Source organism: Pseudomonas sp. GL-RE-29 (assembly GCF_019947275.1).
GTDB lineage: Bacteria > Pseudomonadota > Gammaproteobacteria > Pseudomonadales > Pseudomonadaceae > Aquipseudomonas > Aquipseudomonas fluorescens_A.
Genome location: NZ_JAGYGD010000019.1, coordinates 82,626 through 99,216, shown reverse-complemented (window position 1 = coordinate 99,216; position 16,591 = coordinate 82,626). Strand labels below are relative to the sequence as shown.

17 protein-coding genes are annotated in these 16,591 nt (G+C 57.7%); 8 read left to right on the top strand and 9 right to left on the bottom strand.

Annotated elements, in window-relative coordinates:
- Positions 1-66: 66 nt before the first annotated feature.
- Entirely contained in the window at positions 67-939 is an 873-nt protein-coding gene (gene rsmI, locus KGB21_RS17135; RefSeq protein ID WP_034149531.1) for a 16S rRNA (cytidine(1402)-2'-O)-methyltransferase, read from the bottom strand.
- Positions 940-1,146: 207 nt separating this feature from the next.
- Here rsmI and KGB21_RS17130 point away from each other — a divergent pair, with 207 nt between their 5' ends.
- From KGB21_RS17130 to KGB21_RS17115, 4 genes are all read left to right on the top strand, one after another.
- Entirely contained in the window at positions 1,147-2,958 is a 1,812-nt protein-coding gene (locus KGB21_RS17130; protein WP_034149532.1) for a penicillin-binding protein activator, read from the top strand.
- Positions 2,958-3,320 carry a YraN family protein gene (locus KGB21_RS17125; protein WP_019582357.1) on the top strand — a complete coding sequence of 121 codons (363 nt, stop codon included), beginning with the start codon at positions 2,958-2,960 and terminating at the stop codon, positions 3,318-3,320. Before KGB21_RS17130 ends, KGB21_RS17125 begins: the two co-directional genes overlap by 1 nt.
- 101 nt (positions 3,321-3,421) lie before the next feature.
- Positions 3,422-4,015 (top strand): phosphoheptose isomerase, encoded by a 594-nt coding sequence (locus KGB21_RS17120; protein WP_007972584.1) that lies wholly within the window; start codon positions 3,422-3,424, stop codon positions 4,013-4,015.
- The gene (locus tag KGB21_RS17115; protein WP_034149533.1) at positions 4,012-4,590 is read left to right on the top strand and encodes a BON domain-containing protein; all 579 of its coding nucleotides are present in this window, start codon (positions 4,012-4,014) and stop codon (positions 4,588-4,590) included. Before KGB21_RS17120 ends, KGB21_RS17115 begins: the two co-directional genes overlap by 4 nt.
- Positions 4,591-4,743: 153 nt before the next feature.
- Here the strand turns inward: KGB21_RS17115 and KGB21_RS17110 are convergent, their stop codons facing one another.
- From KGB21_RS17110 to rplM, 7 genes are all read right to left on the bottom strand, one after another.
- Positions 4,744-5,160 (bottom strand): ClpXP protease specificity-enhancing factor, encoded by a 417-nt coding sequence (locus tag KGB21_RS17110; protein WP_034149534.1) that lies wholly within the window; start codon positions 5,158-5,160, stop codon positions 4,744-4,746.
- Positions 5,161-5,176: 16 nt separating this feature from the next.
- A complete protein-coding gene (locus KGB21_RS17105) occupies positions 5,177-5,794 on the bottom strand; it encodes a glutathione S-transferase N-terminal domain-containing protein (RefSeq protein WP_007905304.1) in 618 nt (205 codons plus the stop codon).
- 150 nt (positions 5,795-5,944) lie between these two features.
- Positions 5,945-6,727 carry a cytochrome c1 gene (locus tag KGB21_RS17100; RefSeq protein WP_034149535.1) on the bottom strand — a complete coding sequence of 261 codons (783 nt, stop codon included), beginning with the start codon at positions 6,725-6,727 and terminating at the stop codon, positions 5,945-5,947.
- On the bottom strand, positions 6,727-7,938 hold the full coding sequence (locus tag KGB21_RS17095) for a cytochrome b (protein ID WP_034149536.1): 1,212 nt from the start codon (positions 7,936-7,938) through the stop codon (positions 6,727-6,729). Before KGB21_RS17095 ends, KGB21_RS17100 begins: the two co-directional genes overlap by 1 nt.
- Positions 7,938-8,531 (bottom strand): ubiquinol-cytochrome c reductase iron-sulfur subunit, encoded by a 594-nt coding sequence (petA, locus tag KGB21_RS17090; RefSeq protein WP_034149537.1) that lies wholly within the window; start codon positions 8,529-8,531, stop codon positions 7,938-7,940. The genes KGB21_RS17095 and petA overlap by 1 nt, the downstream gene beginning before the upstream one ends.
- 269 nt (positions 8,532-8,800) lie before the next feature.
- Positions 8,801-9,193 (bottom strand): 30S ribosomal protein S9, encoded by a 393-nt coding sequence (gene rpsI, locus KGB21_RS17085; RefSeq protein ID WP_003228056.1) that lies wholly within the window; start codon positions 9,191-9,193, stop codon positions 8,801-8,803.
- A 14-nt stretch (positions 9,194-9,207) separates the two neighbouring features.
- Positions 9,208-9,636, bottom strand: coding sequence for a 50S ribosomal protein L13 (gene rplM / locus KGB21_RS17080; protein ID WP_007917032.1), 429 nt, complete (start codon positions 9,634-9,636; stop codon positions 9,208-9,210).
- Between the two features lie 245 nt (positions 9,637-9,881).
- On the opposite strand from rplM, the gene KGB21_RS17075 reads away from it, so the two are divergent.
- Positions 9,882-10,922 (top strand): NADP(H)-dependent aldo-keto reductase, encoded by a 1,041-nt coding sequence (locus KGB21_RS17075; protein ID WP_034149538.1) that lies wholly within the window; start codon positions 9,882-9,884, stop codon positions 10,920-10,922.
- A gap of 90 nt (positions 10,923-11,012) precedes the next feature.
- On the opposite strand, the gene KGB21_RS17070 is transcribed toward KGB21_RS17075, so the two are convergent.
- Positions 11,013-12,149: an acyl-CoA dehydrogenase family protein gene (locus KGB21_RS17070; RefSeq protein WP_223505921.1), complete on the bottom strand. Its 1,137-nt coding sequence runs from the start codon at positions 12,147-12,149 to the stop codon at positions 11,013-11,015.
- 220 nt (positions 12,150-12,369) lie between these two features.
- Here KGB21_RS17070 and KGB21_RS17065 point away from each other — a divergent pair, with 220 nt between their 5' ends.
- The 3 genes from KGB21_RS17065 (at position 12,370) to KGB21_RS17055 (ending at position 16,584) form a co-directional block, all read left to right on the top strand.
- Positions 12,370-13,290 (top strand): GlxA family transcriptional regulator, encoded by a 921-nt coding sequence (locus KGB21_RS17065; RefSeq protein WP_223505953.1) that lies wholly within the window; start codon positions 12,370-12,372, stop codon positions 13,288-13,290.
- Positions 13,291-13,540: 250 nt separating this feature from the next.
- A complete protein-coding gene (locus KGB21_RS17060; RefSeq protein WP_223505919.1) occupies positions 13,541-15,487 on the top strand; it encodes a flavin monoamine oxidase family protein in 1,947 nt (648 codons plus the stop codon).
- A gap of 209 nt (positions 15,488-15,696) precedes the next feature.
- Complete coding sequence (locus tag KGB21_RS17055) at positions 15,697-16,584, top strand: nitrilase family protein (protein WP_034149542.1); 888 nt, start codon at positions 15,697-15,699, stop codon at positions 16,582-16,584.
- Positions 16,585-16,591 lie beyond the last annotated feature (7 nt).

Genomic DNA, 16,591 nt, shown 5'->3' with positions numbered 1-16,591 from the left:
AGGTTAACGGCAGAGCGCCCGAAGAACAAGCGCTAAACGCCTTTTGCCATGCCTGCGCGTCGGGTTTTACTCGCCCTTCTGTTTATCCAGTGCGACCTGGTAGAGCACATTCTTGCGCTCACCGGTAATTTGCGCCGCCAATGCCGCGGCACGCTTGAGCGGCATTTCCTCAAGCAACAGATTGAGGATACGCATTGCCTCACTGCTGACAGCGTCTTCGCTCTCGGGAGCGGACCAGCCTGCCACCAGCACCACACATTCGCCGCGCTGTTGATTGCTGTCCGACTCGACAAATTCGCGCAACTCGGCCAGCGGCAAGCCTTTGAGCGTTTCGAAGGTCTTGGTTATTTCGCGCGCCAGCAATGCCTGACGCTCAGGTCCGAACACCAACTCCATGTCCTGCAGACATTCCAGGATGCGGTGCGGTGCCTCGTAGAAAATCAGCGTGCGCGGCTCTTCCTTTACCAACTCAAGACGCGCTCGTCGCCCCACGGCCTTGGCTGGCAGGAAGCCTTCGAAAATGAAACGATCCGACGGCAGCCCCGCCGCCGACAATGCCGCGATCAACGCACAAGCACCTGGAACCGGCACCACATTAATCCCGGCAGCACGGGCCTGACGCACCAAGTGATAACCCGGATCGGAAATCAGCGGCGTACCCGCGTCGGAGATCAGCGCCACATTGTCACCAGCCAGCAGGCGCGTAATAAAGCGGCTGCCTTCATCCCGTTCGTTGTGTTCATGGCAGGCGGCCAGCGGCGTCTGAATACCGAAGTGCTGCATCAAGCGTTGAGAGTGACGGGTGTCTTCGGCCGCGATCAAGGCGACCTCACGCAAGATCTTCAGTGCACGCGCACTGATGTCGTCCAGGTTGCCGATGGGCGTCGCCACCACATAAAGCGAGCCAGCAGCGGAATTCAAAGCACCTGGAGCAGTCAAAGCGCACACCTCATGATCAAGAAAGCCGCCATTGTAGCGCGTAGCGGCGCAACGAAACGCGCAAGCAACACTCGGTTTTTCTGGCTTTTATGCCATACCGCAACATTTGCATGAGCTAAATTGATCGATTCACGCCAGTAACATCGCGCCCCGGCCAGTGCTTGGGTACAATTCCACGCTAATTTGATCGAGTATCAGGAACACTACATGATCGCTTGCCTGCGGCTGTTCACTGCCCTCTGCCTTGCTGCCTTGCTGGCGGCTTGCGCCAGCTCGCCCTCCTCCAGCCTTGGCGAAGTACCACGGACCCCGGATGCCAGTATCGAGCAACTGCTCGAGAAAGCCTCCCAGAGCAAATCGCCGGAAGAGGCCGCCCTGTTGCGCTTAAGTGCCGCCGACCTGGCTTATCGCCAGGGTAACGCTGGCCAATCAGCTCAAATCCTGCAGCAAGTTCCGGTTGAACAGCTCAAACCTGGCCAACAGGTTTTCGCCAACACCCTGGCGGCTGAACTGGCCATGGCACGCAATCAGCCCAAAGCGGCCCTGACTGCGTTGAGCCATCCGAGCATGCAACGCCTCGGCGAATTGTCCGAAGAGCAGCAGGTTCGCACCGGCACCGTACGCGCCCGCGCTCTTGAAGCCGATGGTCAGACCCTGGCCGCCGCAAAAGAACGCATCTTTATTGCGCCAATGATGAGCGGTGAAGCTGCCAGCAAAAACCACGAAGCAATCTGGACCCTGATTGCCTCCCTGCCGACGGACCAATTGCAGCCGACCACCACCGATGACCTCGGCGGCTGGATGGCACTGGCACTGGCGGTAAAATCTGCCGGTACGGTGGAACAGCAGCAGGCCGCGATCGACAACTGGCGCGCCCAGAACCCCAAGCACCCCGCTGCCATCCAGCTACCGCTGCCACTGACCAATCTCAAGGAACTGGCCAGCCAACCGCTGGGCAAAATCGCCTTGCTGCTGCCACAGGACGGCCCTCTGGCCTCGGTCGGCAAAGCGTTGCGCGAAGGCTTCATGGCCGCCCACTACCAGGCACAACAAGCCGGGCAGAAGCCGCCAGCCATCGAGTTTTATGACAGCTCGCGCCTGAGCAACCTCGACGAGTTTTATCGCAAGGCCCAGGCCGATGGCGTGCAACTGGTCGTCGGCCCTCTGGAAAAGCCGCTGGTCAAACAGCTGAGCACTCGTCCGCAACTGCCGATCACCACCCTGGCCCTGAACTACAGCGAAGGTGAACAAGGTCCAGCCCAACTGTTCCAGTTCGGTCTTGCCGCTGAAGACGAGGCTCGCGAAGTGTCCCGCCGCGCCCGTGCCGACGGCCTGCATCGCGCCGCCATCATGGTGCCGAAGGGCGAATGGGGCGACCGCGTGCTGAGAGCATTCAGCCAGGACTGGCAAGCCAACGGCGGCAGCATCGTTGCCACCGAGCGTGTCGATCAACCGGTTCAACTGGCCCAGCAAATTGCCGATATGTTCCAGCTGCGCCAGAGCGAAGGTCGCGCCAAGAGCCTGCAAAGCACCGTCGGTTCGACGGTCGCCGCCCAGCCTTCGCGTCGCCAGGACATCGAGTTCATCTTCCTCGCCGCGACACCGCAACAGGCCCAGCAGATCAAACCGACCCTGAACTTCCAGTACGCTGGTGACGTTCCGGTTTACGCCACTTCCCACGTGTTCAGTGCCAGCGGTGATGTAAACCAGTACAACGACATGAACGGTATTCGCTTCTGCGAAACCCCATGGTTGCTGGATGCCAATGATCCGCTGCGCAAACAAGTTGCCGCACAATGGCCACAAGCGGCCGGTAGCCTGGGTCGCCTCTACGCCATGGGCGTCGACGCCTACAGCCTGGCGCCACGCCTGGGTCAACTCAAGGCGCTGCCGGACAGCCGCATTGAAGGTCAATCGGGCAGCCTGGGCATGACGCCGAACCAGCGTATCGTGCGCCAGTTACCGTGGGCGGAATTCGTCAACGGTCAGGTTCAGCGCCTGCCGAACACCCCACGCTGATGCCTGACAGGTCACGCCAGCAAAGCGGTAAAGATGCCGAGCGCCATGCGCTCGAGCATCTTCAACAACAAGGTCTGCGCCTGTTGGCGCAGAACTGGTTGTGTAAACGCGGTGAGCTTGATCTGGTCATGCTTGATGGCGATACAGTAGTATTCGTTGAAGTTCGCTACAGAAAAAACACTCAATGGGGTGGCGCGCTCGATAGCATCGATGAGCGCAAACGGCAGAAACTGATTTTTGCCGCGCAGTATTTTCTTCAGCGCGAGTCACGCTGGGCCAATTCCCCCTGCCGTTTCGACGTGGTTGCCATCGACAGCAACCTCGATCAGTTGAACTGGTTGCAGAATGCCTTCGACAGCTGATTGCTTGCGCCCCGAAACGGACACCACCCAACACTTTTGCTCTTTGTTTTGCGGGCTGCACATTCACGTGCCGGACAGCCGCGCTCATTAAGGTCACACAGATGGACATGCAATCGCGAATTCGCCAGCTTTTTCAGGCCAGTATCGACACCAAGCAACAGGCGATGGAAGTACTTGCACCGCACATCGAGCAAGCCAGCCAAGTGATGGTCAACGCCCTGCTCAACGAAGGCAAAATGCTTTCCTGCGGCAACGGCGGCTCTGCCGGCGACGCCCAGCACTTTTCGTCGGAGCTGCTCAACCGCTTCGAACGCGAGCGCCCGAGCCTGCCAGCCATTGCGCTGACCACAGACAGCTCGACAATCACCTCGATCGCCAACGATTACAGCTACAACGAAATCTTCTCCAAGCAGATCCGCGCCCTTGGTCAGCCGGGTGATGTATTGCTGGCGATTTCCACCAGCGGCAACTCGGCAAACATTATTCAAGCGATCCAGGCCGCACATGATCGCGAAATGATTGTCGTAGCATTGACCGGTCGCGATGGCGGCGGCATGGCGTCGCTGCTTTTGCCCGAGGACGTCGAGATTCGCGTACCGGCCAACGTCACCGCACGTATTCAGGAAGTCCACCTGCTGGCGATCCATTGCCTTTGCGATTTGATCGACAGCCAACTGTTCGGGAGTGAAGAATGACCCCTAATCGCCTCGGCCTACTGGCCCTGACCCTGTGCCTCGGCATCAGCGGCTGCACCTCGGTGGTTAATGCCAGCCGTGAAGCGCCAATTGAAGATGACCGCGGCACGCGCACCTTCGGCAGCAAGATCGACGACTCCCTGATCGACACCAAGGTCGGAGTGAACATCGCCAAGGCCGACCCGGCCCTGGACAACGATTCGCACATTGTCGTCACCAGCTTCAACGGCGTCGTACTGCTCGCCGGGCAAACTCCGCGTGCCGACCTCAAGGCCAAGGCAGAACAAGCCGCTGCATCTGTCCAGCGGGTAAAGACGGTCCACAATGAACTGCAAGTTCTGCCACCCTCCGGCTTCCTTGCCCGCCAGAACGACACCTGGCTGACCTCCAAGATCAAGACCCAGATGCTCACCGACCCGAACATTCCGGGCTCGCGCATCAAGGTTGTGACCGAGAACGGCATCGTCTACCTGCTGGGCTTGCTGACCAAACAGGAAGCCCAGCAGGCGACCAATCTGGTGCAGGGCGTTTCCGGCGTACAGAAGATCGTGAAGCTGTTTGAGTACATCGACTGACACCTGCCTGCATCCACCTATAGGAGCTGTCGAGTGAAACGAGGCTGCGATCTTTTGATCTTAAAAAATCAAAAGATCGCAGCCTTCGGCAGCTCCTACGTTTGAAGGTGGTGAAGTAATAAAAAAGGCGATCCTTTCGGATCGCCTTTTTTATTACTTCACCACCTTCAAACTTGGCCGACCGCTGGGCCGCGGCGGCTCGCTATCCGGCGGTGGCAGATCGTCATCCGGCTCGATGTCATCCTCTTCTTCGCCCATAGGCGCTTCCAGATCGAACACCATGCCCTGACCGTTCTCCCGAGCGTAGATGCCCAGGATCGATGCGATAGGCACGTACAGCGTGTGTGGCACGCCACCGAAGCGCCCTTCAAAACTGACCGCTTCATTATCCATGTGCAAATGGCGCACGGCTTGCGGCGATACGTTCAGGACAATCTGTCCATCACTGGCAAAACCCTGCGGCACCTGCACCGAGGGATACTCGGAATTGACCAGCATGTGGGGTGTGCAGTCGTTGTCCACAATCCACTCGTAGAGCGCGCGGACCAGATAAGGTCGACTGGAGTTCATAGCGGCTCCTTAAGCCTTAGCGCATATCGCGTTCGACACCAGACAGACTCGCCTGGAAAGCCTCACGCGCAAACGAGCGCTCCATGTAATCAAGCAGCGGCTTGGCTGGCCGCGGCAGTTCTATACCCAGAATCGGCAATCGCCAGAGTATTGGCAATAGGCAGCAATCCACCAGGCTTTGTTCCTCACTGAGGAAAAATGGCTTGTCGGCAAACAGTGGCGACACGCCCGTCAGGCTTTCACGCAGCTCTTTACGCGCCACCACACGCGCCGCTTCCTTGGTCCGTGAATCCAGGATCAGATCCACCAGACCACACCAGTCACGCTGAATACGATGAATCAGCAGACGGCTGTTGGCACGCGCCACCGGATAAACCGGCAATAGCGGCGGGTGCGGGTAACGCTCATCCAGATACTCCATCACCACCGTTGACTCCCACAACGCCAGGTCACGATCGACCAGGGTGGGCAAGCTGCCATAAGGGTTCACTTCGATCAGTTTAGGCGGCTGACGGCCAGCTTCCACGTAGATGATCTCGGCGCTGACACCCTTCTCTGCCAGTACAATTCGCACTCGGTGGGAATAGTGGTCGGCGGGGTCGGAGTAACAGGCCAACCGATTGGTCACGCCCATGGCGATCCTCCTCGCTTGTAGAAATTATCGGGAGCGGAAAAACGAGCGCGCCCAGAGGACGCCTCCCGTAACGCCTGGATCACCAGGCTCGTTACACCTTCAGAGGCGCCCTTGGGCGCGCGCGATTAACAGCAATTGCTTGAAGCTTTATCAGTGCACATCTTTCCAGTATTCGCGCTTGAGCAAATAAGCGAATACGAAGAAGAACGCCAGGTACAACAATACGTACGTACCGATGCGCTGATGTTGCAGCTTAACCGGGTTAGCCGAGTAAGCCAGGAAGGTTACCAGATTCTTGACCTTCTCATCGAACTGCTCTTCGGTGAGGGTTCCGCTTTTCGGCACGATGGTCAGTTGATCGCACGCTTCATGAGTCAGCGCAGTACCGGTCAACGGATCATATTGCTTCTTGCCGTCTTCGACGATCTGAACCTGTTTGCATCCGACAACCTGACGACCTTGCAGGCCCACCAGGACGTTAGGCATACCCACGTTCGGGAAGACCTTGTTGTTCACACCCCATGGGCGCGACGGATCTTCGTAGAACGACTTCAGGTAACCGTAGAGCCAGTCAGTACCGCGGACGCGAGCCACCAGGGTCAGGTCAGGCGGTGCAGCACCGAACCAGGTCTTGGCGTCAGCCGGCTGCATGCCGATGTTCATGTGGTCGCCGATCTTGGCGCCGGTGAACACCAGCTTCTCCAGCATCAGTTCGTGAGGAATACCCAGGTCATCGGCAACACGCTCGTAACGCTGGAACTTGGCGCTGTGGCAGCCCATGCAATAGTTGGCGAAGGTACGCGCGCCGTCCTGCATGGCAGCTTTATCGGAAACGTCGATGTCGACTTTTTCCAGCTCCGGCCCACCGTGTTCAGCAGCGAAAGCGAACACCGGCAGCGCAGCAAGCATCAATACAGCAAATAGTTTTTTCATCAGCCAGTCACCCTTTCCGGAACCGGTTTGGTCTTCTCGAGCCTGGTGTAGAACGGCATCAGAATGAAGTAGGCGAAGTACAGGAAGGTACATACCTGCGACAGCAGCGTACGGCCTGGAGTCGGAGCGAGAACACCCAACACACCCAGGATCACGAACGAGATGCAGAACACCCAGAGCCAGATCTTGCTCAGCCAGCCTTTGTAGCGCATCGACTTGACCGGGCTACGGTCCAGCCACGGCAGGACGAATAGCACAGCAATGGCCGCACCCATGGCAATAACACCCAGGAGCTTGTCCGGAACCGCGCGCAAAATCGCGTAGAACGGGGTGAAGTACCAGACCGGAGCGATGTGCTCGGGGGTCTTGAAGGCGTTCGCCACTTCAAAGTTCGGCTTCTCGAGGAAGTAACCACCCATCTCCGGGAAGAAGAACACGATCGAGCAGAAGATGAACAGGAACACCACCACGCCGACGATATCTTTCACGGTGTAGTACGGGTGGAAGGCGATGCCGTCCAGCGGAATACCGTTTTCGTCTTTGTGTTTCTTGATGTCCACGCCGTCAGGGTTGTTCGAACCGACTTCGTGCAGCGCCAGGATGTGCAGTACCACCAGACCGAGAATCACGATCGGCAAGGCAACGACGTGCAGGGCGAAGAAGCGGTTCAGGGTGATACCTGAAATCAGGTAGTCACCACGGATCCACTGGGTCAGGTCGTTACCGATGACCGGGATCGCACCGAACAGCGAGATGATCACCTGGGCACCCCAGTAGGACATCTGGCCCCATGGCAGCAGATAGCCCATGAAGGCTTCGGCCATCAACGCCAGGTAGATCAGCATGCCGAATACCCACACCAGCTCACGCGGCTTCTGGTACGAACCGTAGAGCAGGCCACGGAACATGTGCAGATAGACCACGATGAAGAACGCCGAAGCGCCGGTGGAGTGCAACAGACGCAGGATCGAGCCGTACTCGACGTCGCGCATGATGTATTCGACAGAAGCAAACGCTTCTTCCGCCGACGGGGTGTAGCTCATGGTCAGCCAGACACCGGTGACGATCTGGTTGACCAAAACGAGCAGCGCGAGGGATCCAAAGAAATAGAAGAAGTTGAAGTTCTTCGGGGCGTAATACTTGCTGAGATGGTCTTCCCACATTTTGGTGGCGGGAAAGCGCGCATCAACCCAATCCATGAACTTGCTCATCACGCTTTCTCCGTATCGACGCCAACGACAATGATGTCATCGGTCTCATAGGAATGCGGGGGAACTGGCAGGTTCAAAGGCGCAGGTTGCGACTTGTAGACGCGACCAGCCAGGTCGTAGTGGGAGCCGTGGCAAGGGCAGAAATAGCCACCTACCCAGTCCTTGCCCAGGTCAGCGGGGGCGACTTCAGGACGGAATGTCGGCGAGCAACCGAGGTGCGTGCAGATACCAATCAGCAGCAGAACCTCAGGTTTGATCGAACGGGTTTCCGGATCGACATAGGTTGGTTGAGTCGAGTTCTTGGAGGTCGGGTCAGACAACTGGCCCTCGATCTTCTTCAGATTCCCCAGGATTTCCTGCGTACGGCGGACGATGAATACCGGCTGGCCGCGCCACTCAGCAATCATCTGCTGGCCTGGCTCGATTTTGCTGACATTCACTTTCACCGGTGCACCTGCGGCTTTCGCCTTGGCACTGGGAAACCATGACCCCACGAACGGGACCGCAGCCCCCACCGCTCCTGCAGCACCCACCACGGATGTGGCTGCTACCAAGAAGCGACGCCGGCCTGCATTCACGCCGTCATTGCTCATTCAGTCCTCTCCCATCAGCTTTGTGGCCTGTTAAATCAGGCATCTACTAAGTAAATCTATGTACTTATAAAAATTTTGCCGAATGGTAATGAAAAGCCCCAATTCTGACAAGGTAATTACCCCGAGGCGCCACTCCCAAGCCTTGCAGTATAGGGGCTCTGCGCGTGTGGCAAGTTGTCACAGCGCAATTCTTTGATAAATCGCACGCATAAAAAAACGCCCAGCTCCGTGAGGAAACTGGGCGTTCTTTTTTTGAACGTGGAAACGAATTAACGCTTCGAGTACTGCGGACGCTTACGCGCTTTACGCAGACCAACTTTCTTACGTTCAACTTCACGTGCATCGCGGGTTACGAAGCCGGCTTTACGCAGAGCGCTGCGCAGAGTCTCGTCGTAGTCCATCAGAGCGCGAGTGATGCCGTGGCGGATTGCGCCAGCTTGACCACTTACACCACCGCCGATCACGGTGACGTAGATGTCGAACTTCTCGACAGTCTCAGTCAATTCCAGCGGCTGACGAACTACCATGCGGGCAGTTTCACGGCCGAAGAAATTATCCAGCGAACGGTTGTTGATGGAGATGTTACCAGTACCCGGACGCAGGAAAACGCGTGCGGTTGCGGTCTTGCGACGGCCAGTGCCGTAATTTTGAGTCGCCGACATAATGTACTATTCCGTTAAAACTTCAGTTCTTGGGGCTGCTGAGCAGTATGTGGGTGTGCAGCGCCCGCATAGACTTTCAGCTTACGGTACATGTCGCGACCCAGTGGGTTTTTAGGCAGCATGCCTTTAACCGCGGTCTCGATCACGCGCTCAGGGGCCTTGGCGATCAGCTTTTCAAAGTTGATCGACTTGATGCCGCCCGGGAAACCGGAGTGGGAGTAGTACATTTTGTCAGTGGTTTTAGCACCGGTAACACGGATCTGCTCGGCGTTGATTACGACGATGTAGTCGCCGGTGTCAACGTGAGGAGTGTACTCAGGCTTGTGCTTGCCACGCAGACGGCTCGCGATTTCGGTGGCCAGACGACCCAGGGTCTGACCAGCAGCGTCGACGACAAACCAGTCGCGCTTTACTGTTTCTGGTTTAGCAGTAAAAGTTTTCATTCTTTATAGCCTCAGGGGCCGCCCTGTAAATTAGACGGCGGATCTTACTGAATAGTGCGTACTTTGACAAGTCAAAGGCAGCCGGATACAGACGCTTTCGGGGGCTCGGGTCGGCGCGTCCGTTCAACGGCAAGATTCTTCGGCGGCGGCGCATCACTTCCACTGCAGAAAGAGGTGCGCAATTATGCAGATTGCGAAAAATATTTCAACCTGCTTTTATGATTGTTTTGCCCAAGGAGCACCCGATGGACTATCGCCAGCTAGGCCGGACCAACCTCAACGTGAGTGCCATCTGCCTCGGAACCATGACCTGGGGTGAGCAAAACACTGAGGCTGAAGCCTTCGCCCAGATCGAACGGGCCAAGGAAGCCGGGATCAATTTCATCGACACCGCCGAAATGTATCCGGTGCCGCCCAAGGCCGAAACCTACGCCACCACCGAACGCTACATCGGCAATTACTTCAAGAGCCGCGGTGATCGTGCCGACTGGATCCTGGCCAGCAAGATCGCTGGTCCCGGCAACACCATCGACTACATCCGCGACAAGAATCTTCGGCACAATCGACAGCACATCACCGAAGCTGTGGACGCGAGCCTCAAGCGTTTGCAGACCGATTACATCGACCTGTACCAGTTGCACTGGCCGGAGCGCAGCACCAATTTCTTCGGCCAGCTGGGTTACAAGCACAAGATCGAATCCAACCTGACACCGCTGGAAGACACTCTCGAAGCGCTCGACGAACAGGTCAAGGCCGGCAAAATCCGCCACATCGGCCTGTCCAACGAAACCCCGTGGGGCACCATGCGTTTCCTCGCCCTGGCCGAAGCCCGTGGCTGGCCGCGCGCGGTGTCGATCCAGAACCCGTACAACCTGCTCAACCGCAGTTTCGAAGTCGGCCTGGCGGAAATCGCCATCCGCGAACAATGCGGCCTGCTCGCCTATTCGCCGCTGGCGTTCGGTTTCCTGTCGGGCAAGTACGAAGGTGGTGCCCGTCCACCGAAGGGTCGCCTGAGCCTCTACAGCCGCTTCAGCCGCTATTTCAACCCGCAGTCGGAAGCAGCATGCAGCCGCTATGTGGCATTGGCCCGTGAACACGGCCTGGACCCGGCACAGATGGCACTGGCGTTTGTGACCCAGCAACCGTTCGTGACCAGCAACATCATTGGTGCGACCACACTTGAGCAGCTGGATAGCAACATCGCCAGTTTCGACTTGAAGCTGTCTGAGGAAGTGCTGGAAGGGATTGAGGCGATCCACAAGGATCATCCGAATCCTGCGCCGTAACCCGTACCTGTAGGAGACGGCTTGCTGGCGATCAAAGCCGACGCGGTACCCATTCGGACCGCGCCGCCCCAATCGCCAGCAAGCCGGCTCCTACAGAGACCGCGCAATAATCTCCTTCATGATTTCATTGGTTCCGGCATAAATCCGCTGCACTCGCGCATCCGCCCACGCCCGGGCAATCGGGTATTCCCACATGAAACCGTAGCCGCCATGCAACTGCACGCACTCGTCGAGCACCTTGCATTGCAGGTCGGTGCCCCAGTATTTGGCCATCGCCGCCGTCGGTACGTCGAGCTTGCCTTGCAAGTGCAGTTCCAGACAGCGGTCGACAAACACCCGGCCGATCTGAATTTCCGTTGCCATCTCCGCCAGTTTGAATCGAGTGTTCTGAAAGTCCGCGATCGCTTTGCCGAACGCTTTGCGCTCGCGGGTGTAATCCAGCGTCCATTGCAGCGCAGCTTCGGCTGAAGCCAGCCCGCCAATGGCCACGGTGAGGCGCTCCTGGGGCAATTCCTGCATCAGATAGGCGAAGCCCATGCCTGCCTGTCCCAGCAGGTTTTCCTTGGGCACCCGCACGTCCTGAAAGAACAACTCCGACGTGTCCTGGGCTTTCATGCCGACTTTCTCCAAACGCTTGCCCTTGTCGAAGCCCGGCGTGTCGGCTTCCACCAGAAACAGACTGGTGCCCTTCGCACCCGCCTTCGGGTCGGTCTTGGCAACGACAATCACCAGATCGGCGAGGAATCCGTTGGTGATAAAGGTTTTCGAGCCGTTGATCACGTACTCGTCGCCATCCAGCACCGCCGTGGTCTTCACCCCTTGCAGGTCGGAACCGGCGCCCGGCTCGGTCATGGCGATAGCAGTGACCATCTCCCCGGAGACCAGTTTCGGCAGATATTTGTGCTTCAGCGCTTCACTGCCGTAATGCAGGATGTACGGCGCCACGATGTCCGAATGCAGGGAGAAACCGATGCCGGTCAGCCCCAGGCGCCCCACTTCTTCGATCACCACCGCACTGTAGAGAAAATCCGCCCCCAACCCGCCGTACTCTTCCGGCAAGTGCGAACACAACATCCCCGCCTCCCCTGCCTTGTTCCACAACTGACGGTCGATGTAGCCCTGTTTTTCCCATTGCGCATGAAACGGCACCGCCTCTTTTTCGAGGAACGTTCGCACGCTGTCGCGAAAAAGTTCGTGCTCGGAACTGAACAAGGTTCTGGGAATCATGCGGCACCTGTCGTTATTTTTAGAAGAAGTGGACCTTCAGAGACTAAGCCCCGCGTCCGATACAGGACACTGGACACATCCGACAAAAAATAAGACGATCCAGCCGTCTGGTGACCACTTTCCCCTATAAGAATAAAGTTGAATTATGTCTAACCAAGCCTCCACGCCCCTGCGGCGCGTCTGCATCCTGGCCTTCGACCGGGTATTCGCTTCCACCCTCATGCAAGCCAAGGATTTCTTCCATCTCGCCAGCCTGCGCTACGGCAAACAACTGGGTCACGGCCTGACTCCCGCGTTCGAAACACGGCTTGTCAGTCCCGATGGCAACCCCGTGAACACCTTCAGCGATGTCGTCATCCCCGTCGACGGCGGGCTGGAGAACGCGGACATCATCGTCATCCCCGCGTTCTGGGACGACTTCGAAACCCTGTGCCAACGTTATCCGCAAGTCCTGCCCTGGCTGCGCCAGCAACATGCGCGCGGCGCGGTGTTGTGCGGCGAGGCCACTGGCGTGTTCTGGCTGGCCGAGGCAGGGTTGCTCGACGGCAAGGAAGCAACTACGTACTGGCGCTTCTTCAACGCCTTCGCCGAACGCTTCCCACGGGTTCAGCTCAACCAGGACAAACACCTGACCGACGCCGACAACCTGTATTGCGCCGGCGGCACCACCTCGGCATGCGATCTGTACGTCTACCTGATCGAACGTTTCTGCGGTGCCAATGTGTCCCAGGCCGTCGCGCGGGACATTCTTTACGAAGTGCAGCGCAGCTATTCGCCGGGACGAATCGGCTTCGGCGGGCAGAAGCTGCACCAGGACGTGATCATTCTGCAGATCCAGCATTGGCTAGAAGAACACTTCGCCGACAAATTCCGCTTCGAAGACGTCGCCCGCGAGCACGGCATGAGCATCCGCAACTTCATGCGCCGCTTCCAGACCGCCACCGGCGACAAGCCGTTGCATTACCTGCAACGCCTGCGCATCGAAACCGCCAAGGGCCTGCTGTCCGGCAGCCGCAAGAGCATCAAGACCATCAGCTATGAAGTCGGCTACGACGATGCCAGCTTCTTTGCGCGGCTGTTCCGCCAGCACACGGAACTGTCGCCGAACCAGTATCGGCAGCAGTTCCAGCAAGCGGCATAAACCCATAGCCCGCCTCCTGTAGGAGCGAGCCTGCTCGCGATAGCGATTTATCAGAAATATTAGTGTCGACTGACACACCGCTATCGCGAGCAGGCTCGCTCCTACAGGGGCCTCGGTATTGCTCACTTTCCTACGCAAAAAACCGAATGCGGAGGCCTGAAGAAGCCGATTTGGCTCATGTACGCCAACCCACAAAATCTCCAACATTTCTCCCTGCAAACACCATCAGTGCTGACAGGGAAGATCAACAGTGACCATCGGATCAAGCTATAACTACCCCGCATACGCAACCCAGGGCGGCGCGCGAACGAAGCGTTCAATCACCAACAAATGGGCGGCTCGTTTCCCCAACCCACCGGACCTGTGCTTCGACTATCGAGCACTGGTCGAGCAGGAAAACGGCATCGCCAGGGCAACGGACCCAAGCCATAGGATCTGCATCATTGGCGCCGGTGTAACCGGCCTGACCGCCGCCAGGGAACTGTATCGCTGCGGTTTCACCCATATCACCCTCATCGAACAATCGACGCGCATTGGCGGCAGGCACCTGACCGTTCCTGGCAGCCCACACTCCACGCAAAGCCATACTCCGTTCGAGATGGGCGCCATGCGCATGCCATTCTTCAACCGTGCGGACGAGCCACCGACCGAAGGCCGGTCGCTGATGGCTTACTACGCCAAGACATTCGACCTGGCGTTCTCAGACTTTGCCAACCCCGGAAGCCAGTGGGTCCACTCGACCGGCATTTATCTTCGGGAGGGCAGCATGGGCGGCGGAGCGACGCCGCAGATGTTGATCTGGAAGAACGCCGATGGATCTACCCCGCCTCCCGGCAAAGAATTGCAAAAGGTCTACGCCAAATGGAAGGCTTTTGCCGATCGCATGACCCGGCACGTGGCCGAGCTTTACGCCAGTCAGGAATGGGAAGCCATGTGGGCCGCCATCGTCAAAAAATACGAGAGCGTTTCGTTCCGCGACCTGGTCAGCATGCCGGCCCTGGAGGCCTGGGATAAGCATTCACCCGGCGACTTTGGCGGCATGGGTATGTCCGCAGAAGAGTCAGCGATTTTCTATGCGATCGGCATTGGTGACGGCAGTTGGGGAGCCTTTTACGACGTCTGCTGCCTCTATCCATTGCGCACGGCCATTTTTGGCTTCAGCAGCCAGTTGCAACTGATACACGGCCGGGTCGACACCAACGGTGATCCCCTGACCTCACCGCACCTGCACAGCGAAGCGGTTTTTGATTCGACAGGGCGGAGTTTCGACAAGCCCCGCTACATCGGACTCGCCGCGCTGGATGAATGTTTGCTGTTCATGAATCTCGACGAAACCGGAAAGTCCGTCTACGACCATAGCCGCGAACGAAGCAACGGATTGCTCACCGACTCATCCGTCACCAAACTAAAGAAACTGAGCAACCAGAAAACACGCGTCTACTTCAACTGGAAACACAGCCAACCCGAGCAAACCCAGGAACACTTCGATGACTTTGATTCGGTCATAGTGACGCTTCCCTCCTGGCTGATCGAAACACGAATCACGCTGGAAAACTTCACCCAGGAAATGCTGCCGTTCGAGACCATCAATGCCTATAAAACCGCTCACTGGGAGACCAGCTGCAAAGTCTATGCACCGCTGAAAAAATCATTTCTGTCTAAGAACACCAACATCCCGCAAGCCATCGTCACCGACAGTTTCATTCACGACGTCTACACCTACCGCTACAACGAAAACTACAGCTATGACTGCATCCTCCTGAGTTACACCTGGGAGGACGACGCCACCAAACTCGCCTCATTCAGTGACAAGGAACTCGTGAGCAAATGCGCCAAAGAGCTGGATCGCATCCTCATGAACGCCGCCAATATCCGGGAGAAAATCTCGCCTTACATCGGCATTGATCAAGCTGTGGTCCAGCGCTGGATCACCGATAAAAATGCGCTGGGCTGCGCAAAGCTGTATCGCCCCGGCACCTACTTCGACGCAGTCAGCCTGATGAAGTACAACCGGGACTTCGCGCATGTTTCAGGCCTGTATTTTTCCGGCGAATCATTTTCAGTCGACGCCGGATGGACCGAGCCGTGCTTTCGCGGCGCCGTCGATGCGGTCATTCACATTTGCAACAAAACCGCTGCGACGTTCAACGGCGGGTTTTCCATGAGTGACTACCCGCACTACCAGCTCAAAGCCTGACCCATCACCTGTCCAGAGCCATGCACGACGTGCATTGGCTCTACCTGCGCGCCTCTTCTAGGCGACCCCTTCAAAGCGCCCGCCGATGCATCTTCGGATAAGGACTACAGCCTTACCGGAAGCTGCTGACTTACGCGCAACACCCGATTCAACTCTTATAAACACGCAGTTCAACAGCGTGAATAACAATAAAAAAGAGGTTATCGGGAATGAGTGAGCCAACAAGCCCTGTTCGTGTAGCAGTCGTGCAATTCGATCCACAAGTCGGCGTTGAAAAACGTGAAGGCAACCTGCGTCGCAGCCTGGAATTGGCGCTGGAAGCCGTAAACGGCGGCGCTAATCTCATCGTGCTCCCCGAGCTCTCCAGCACCGGGTATTTCTTCAGCAATCGGCAGAATGCCTTTGACCATTCGGAGGCCGTCCCCGGCGGGCCGAGCGTAAAGGCCTGGATGGATTTCGCCCGCGAGCACAGTGTCTACCTCGTGGCCGGTCTGACTGAGCGCGATGGCATGCAGCTCTTCAACACCGGCGTTCTGGTCGGGCCGGACGGGTTTATCGGCAAGTACCGCAAAGCCCATTTGTGGAACCTGGAAAAGCTCTGGTTCACCCCGGGCAACGTCGGTTTTCCGGTTTTTGACACGCCCATCGGCCGTATCGGTTTGTTGATCTGCTGGGACATCTGGTTTCCGGAAGTGCCACGGATCCTCAGCCAGCAGGGCGCCGACATCATTTGCAGCCTGAACAACTGGGTCTGGACACCGCCGCCGCTGTTCGACGATGCCGGCAAGTGCATGGCGTCGTATCTGACGATGACCGCCGCCCACGTCAACAACGTGTTTATCGCGGCGGCGAGCAGAATTGGTGAGGAGCGCGGCGCTCGGTATCTGGGTTGCTCGCTGATCGCCGGGACCAACGGCTGGCCGATTGGCGAAGTGGCCTCGGCAGATCAGCAGGAAATCCTGTTTGCCGATATCGACCTGACCAGCTCCCGCAGCGCCCCGATCTGGAACAACCTGAACGATCTGCATCGCGATCGCCGGGCCGATCTCTACGATCAAATGCTCGGTTACACCCAACACCCATGTCTCCCACGTTGAAACAGGA

Bases quoted from the DNA above. Each gene is read 5' to 3' on its own strand.
- KGB21_RS17115 (WP_034149533.1), top strand. From the start codon at position 4,012: ATGACCCCTAATCGCCTCGGCCTACTGGCCCTGACCCTGTGCCTCGGC.
- rpsI (WP_003228056.1), bottom strand. From the start codon at position 9,193: ATGTCGGCGACTCAAAATTACGGCACTGGCCGTCGCAAGACCGCAACC.
- KGB21_RS17110 (WP_034149534.1), bottom strand. From the start codon at position 5,160: ATGAACTCCAGTCGACCTTATCTGGTCCGCGCGCTCTACGAGTGGATT.
- KGB21_RS17095 (WP_034149536.1), bottom strand. From the start codon at position 7,938: ATGAGCAAGTTCATGGATTGGGTTGATGCGCGCTTTCCCGCCACCAAA.
- KGB21_RS17065 (WP_223505953.1), top strand. From the start codon at position 12,370: ATGCAAGCCAAGGATTTCTTCCATCTCGCCAGCCTGCGCTACGGCAAA.
- KGB21_RS17100 (WP_034149535.1), bottom strand. From the start codon at position 6,727: ATGAAAAAACTATTTGCTGTATTGATGCTTGCTGCGCTGCCGGTGTTC.
- KGB21_RS17055 (WP_034149542.1), top strand. From the start codon at position 15,697: ATGAGTGAGCCAACAAGCCCTGTTCGTGTAGCAGTCGTGCAATTCGAT.
- KGB21_RS17120 (WP_007972584.1), top strand. From the start codon at position 3,422: ATGGACATGCAATCGCGAATTCGCCAGCTTTTTCAGGCCAGTATCGAC.
- KGB21_RS17130 (WP_034149532.1), top strand. From the start codon at position 1,147: ATGATCGCTTGCCTGCGGCTGTTCACTGCCCTCTGCCTTGCTGCCTTG.
- KGB21_RS17075 (WP_034149538.1), top strand. From the start codon at position 9,882: ATGGACTATCGCCAGCTAGGCCGGACCAACCTCAACGTGAGTGCCATC.
- KGB21_RS17105 (WP_007905304.1), bottom strand. From the start codon at position 5,794: ATGGGCGTGACCAATCGGTTGGCCTGTTACTCCGACCCCGCCGACCAC.
- KGB21_RS17125 (WP_019582357.1), top strand. From the start codon at position 2,958: ATGCCTGACAGGTCACGCCAGCAAAGCGGTAAAGATGCCGAGCGCCAT.
- KGB21_RS17070 (WP_223505921.1), bottom strand. From the start codon at position 12,149: ATGATTCCCAGAACCTTGTTCAGTTCCGAGCACGAACTTTTTCGCGAC.
- rplM (WP_007917032.1), bottom strand. From the start codon at position 9,636: ATGAAAACTTTTACTGCTAAACCAGAAACAGTAAAGCGCGACTGGTTT.
- petA (WP_034149537.1), bottom strand. From the start codon at position 8,531: ATGAGCAATGACGGCGTGAATGCAGGCCGGCGTCGCTTCTTGGTAGCA.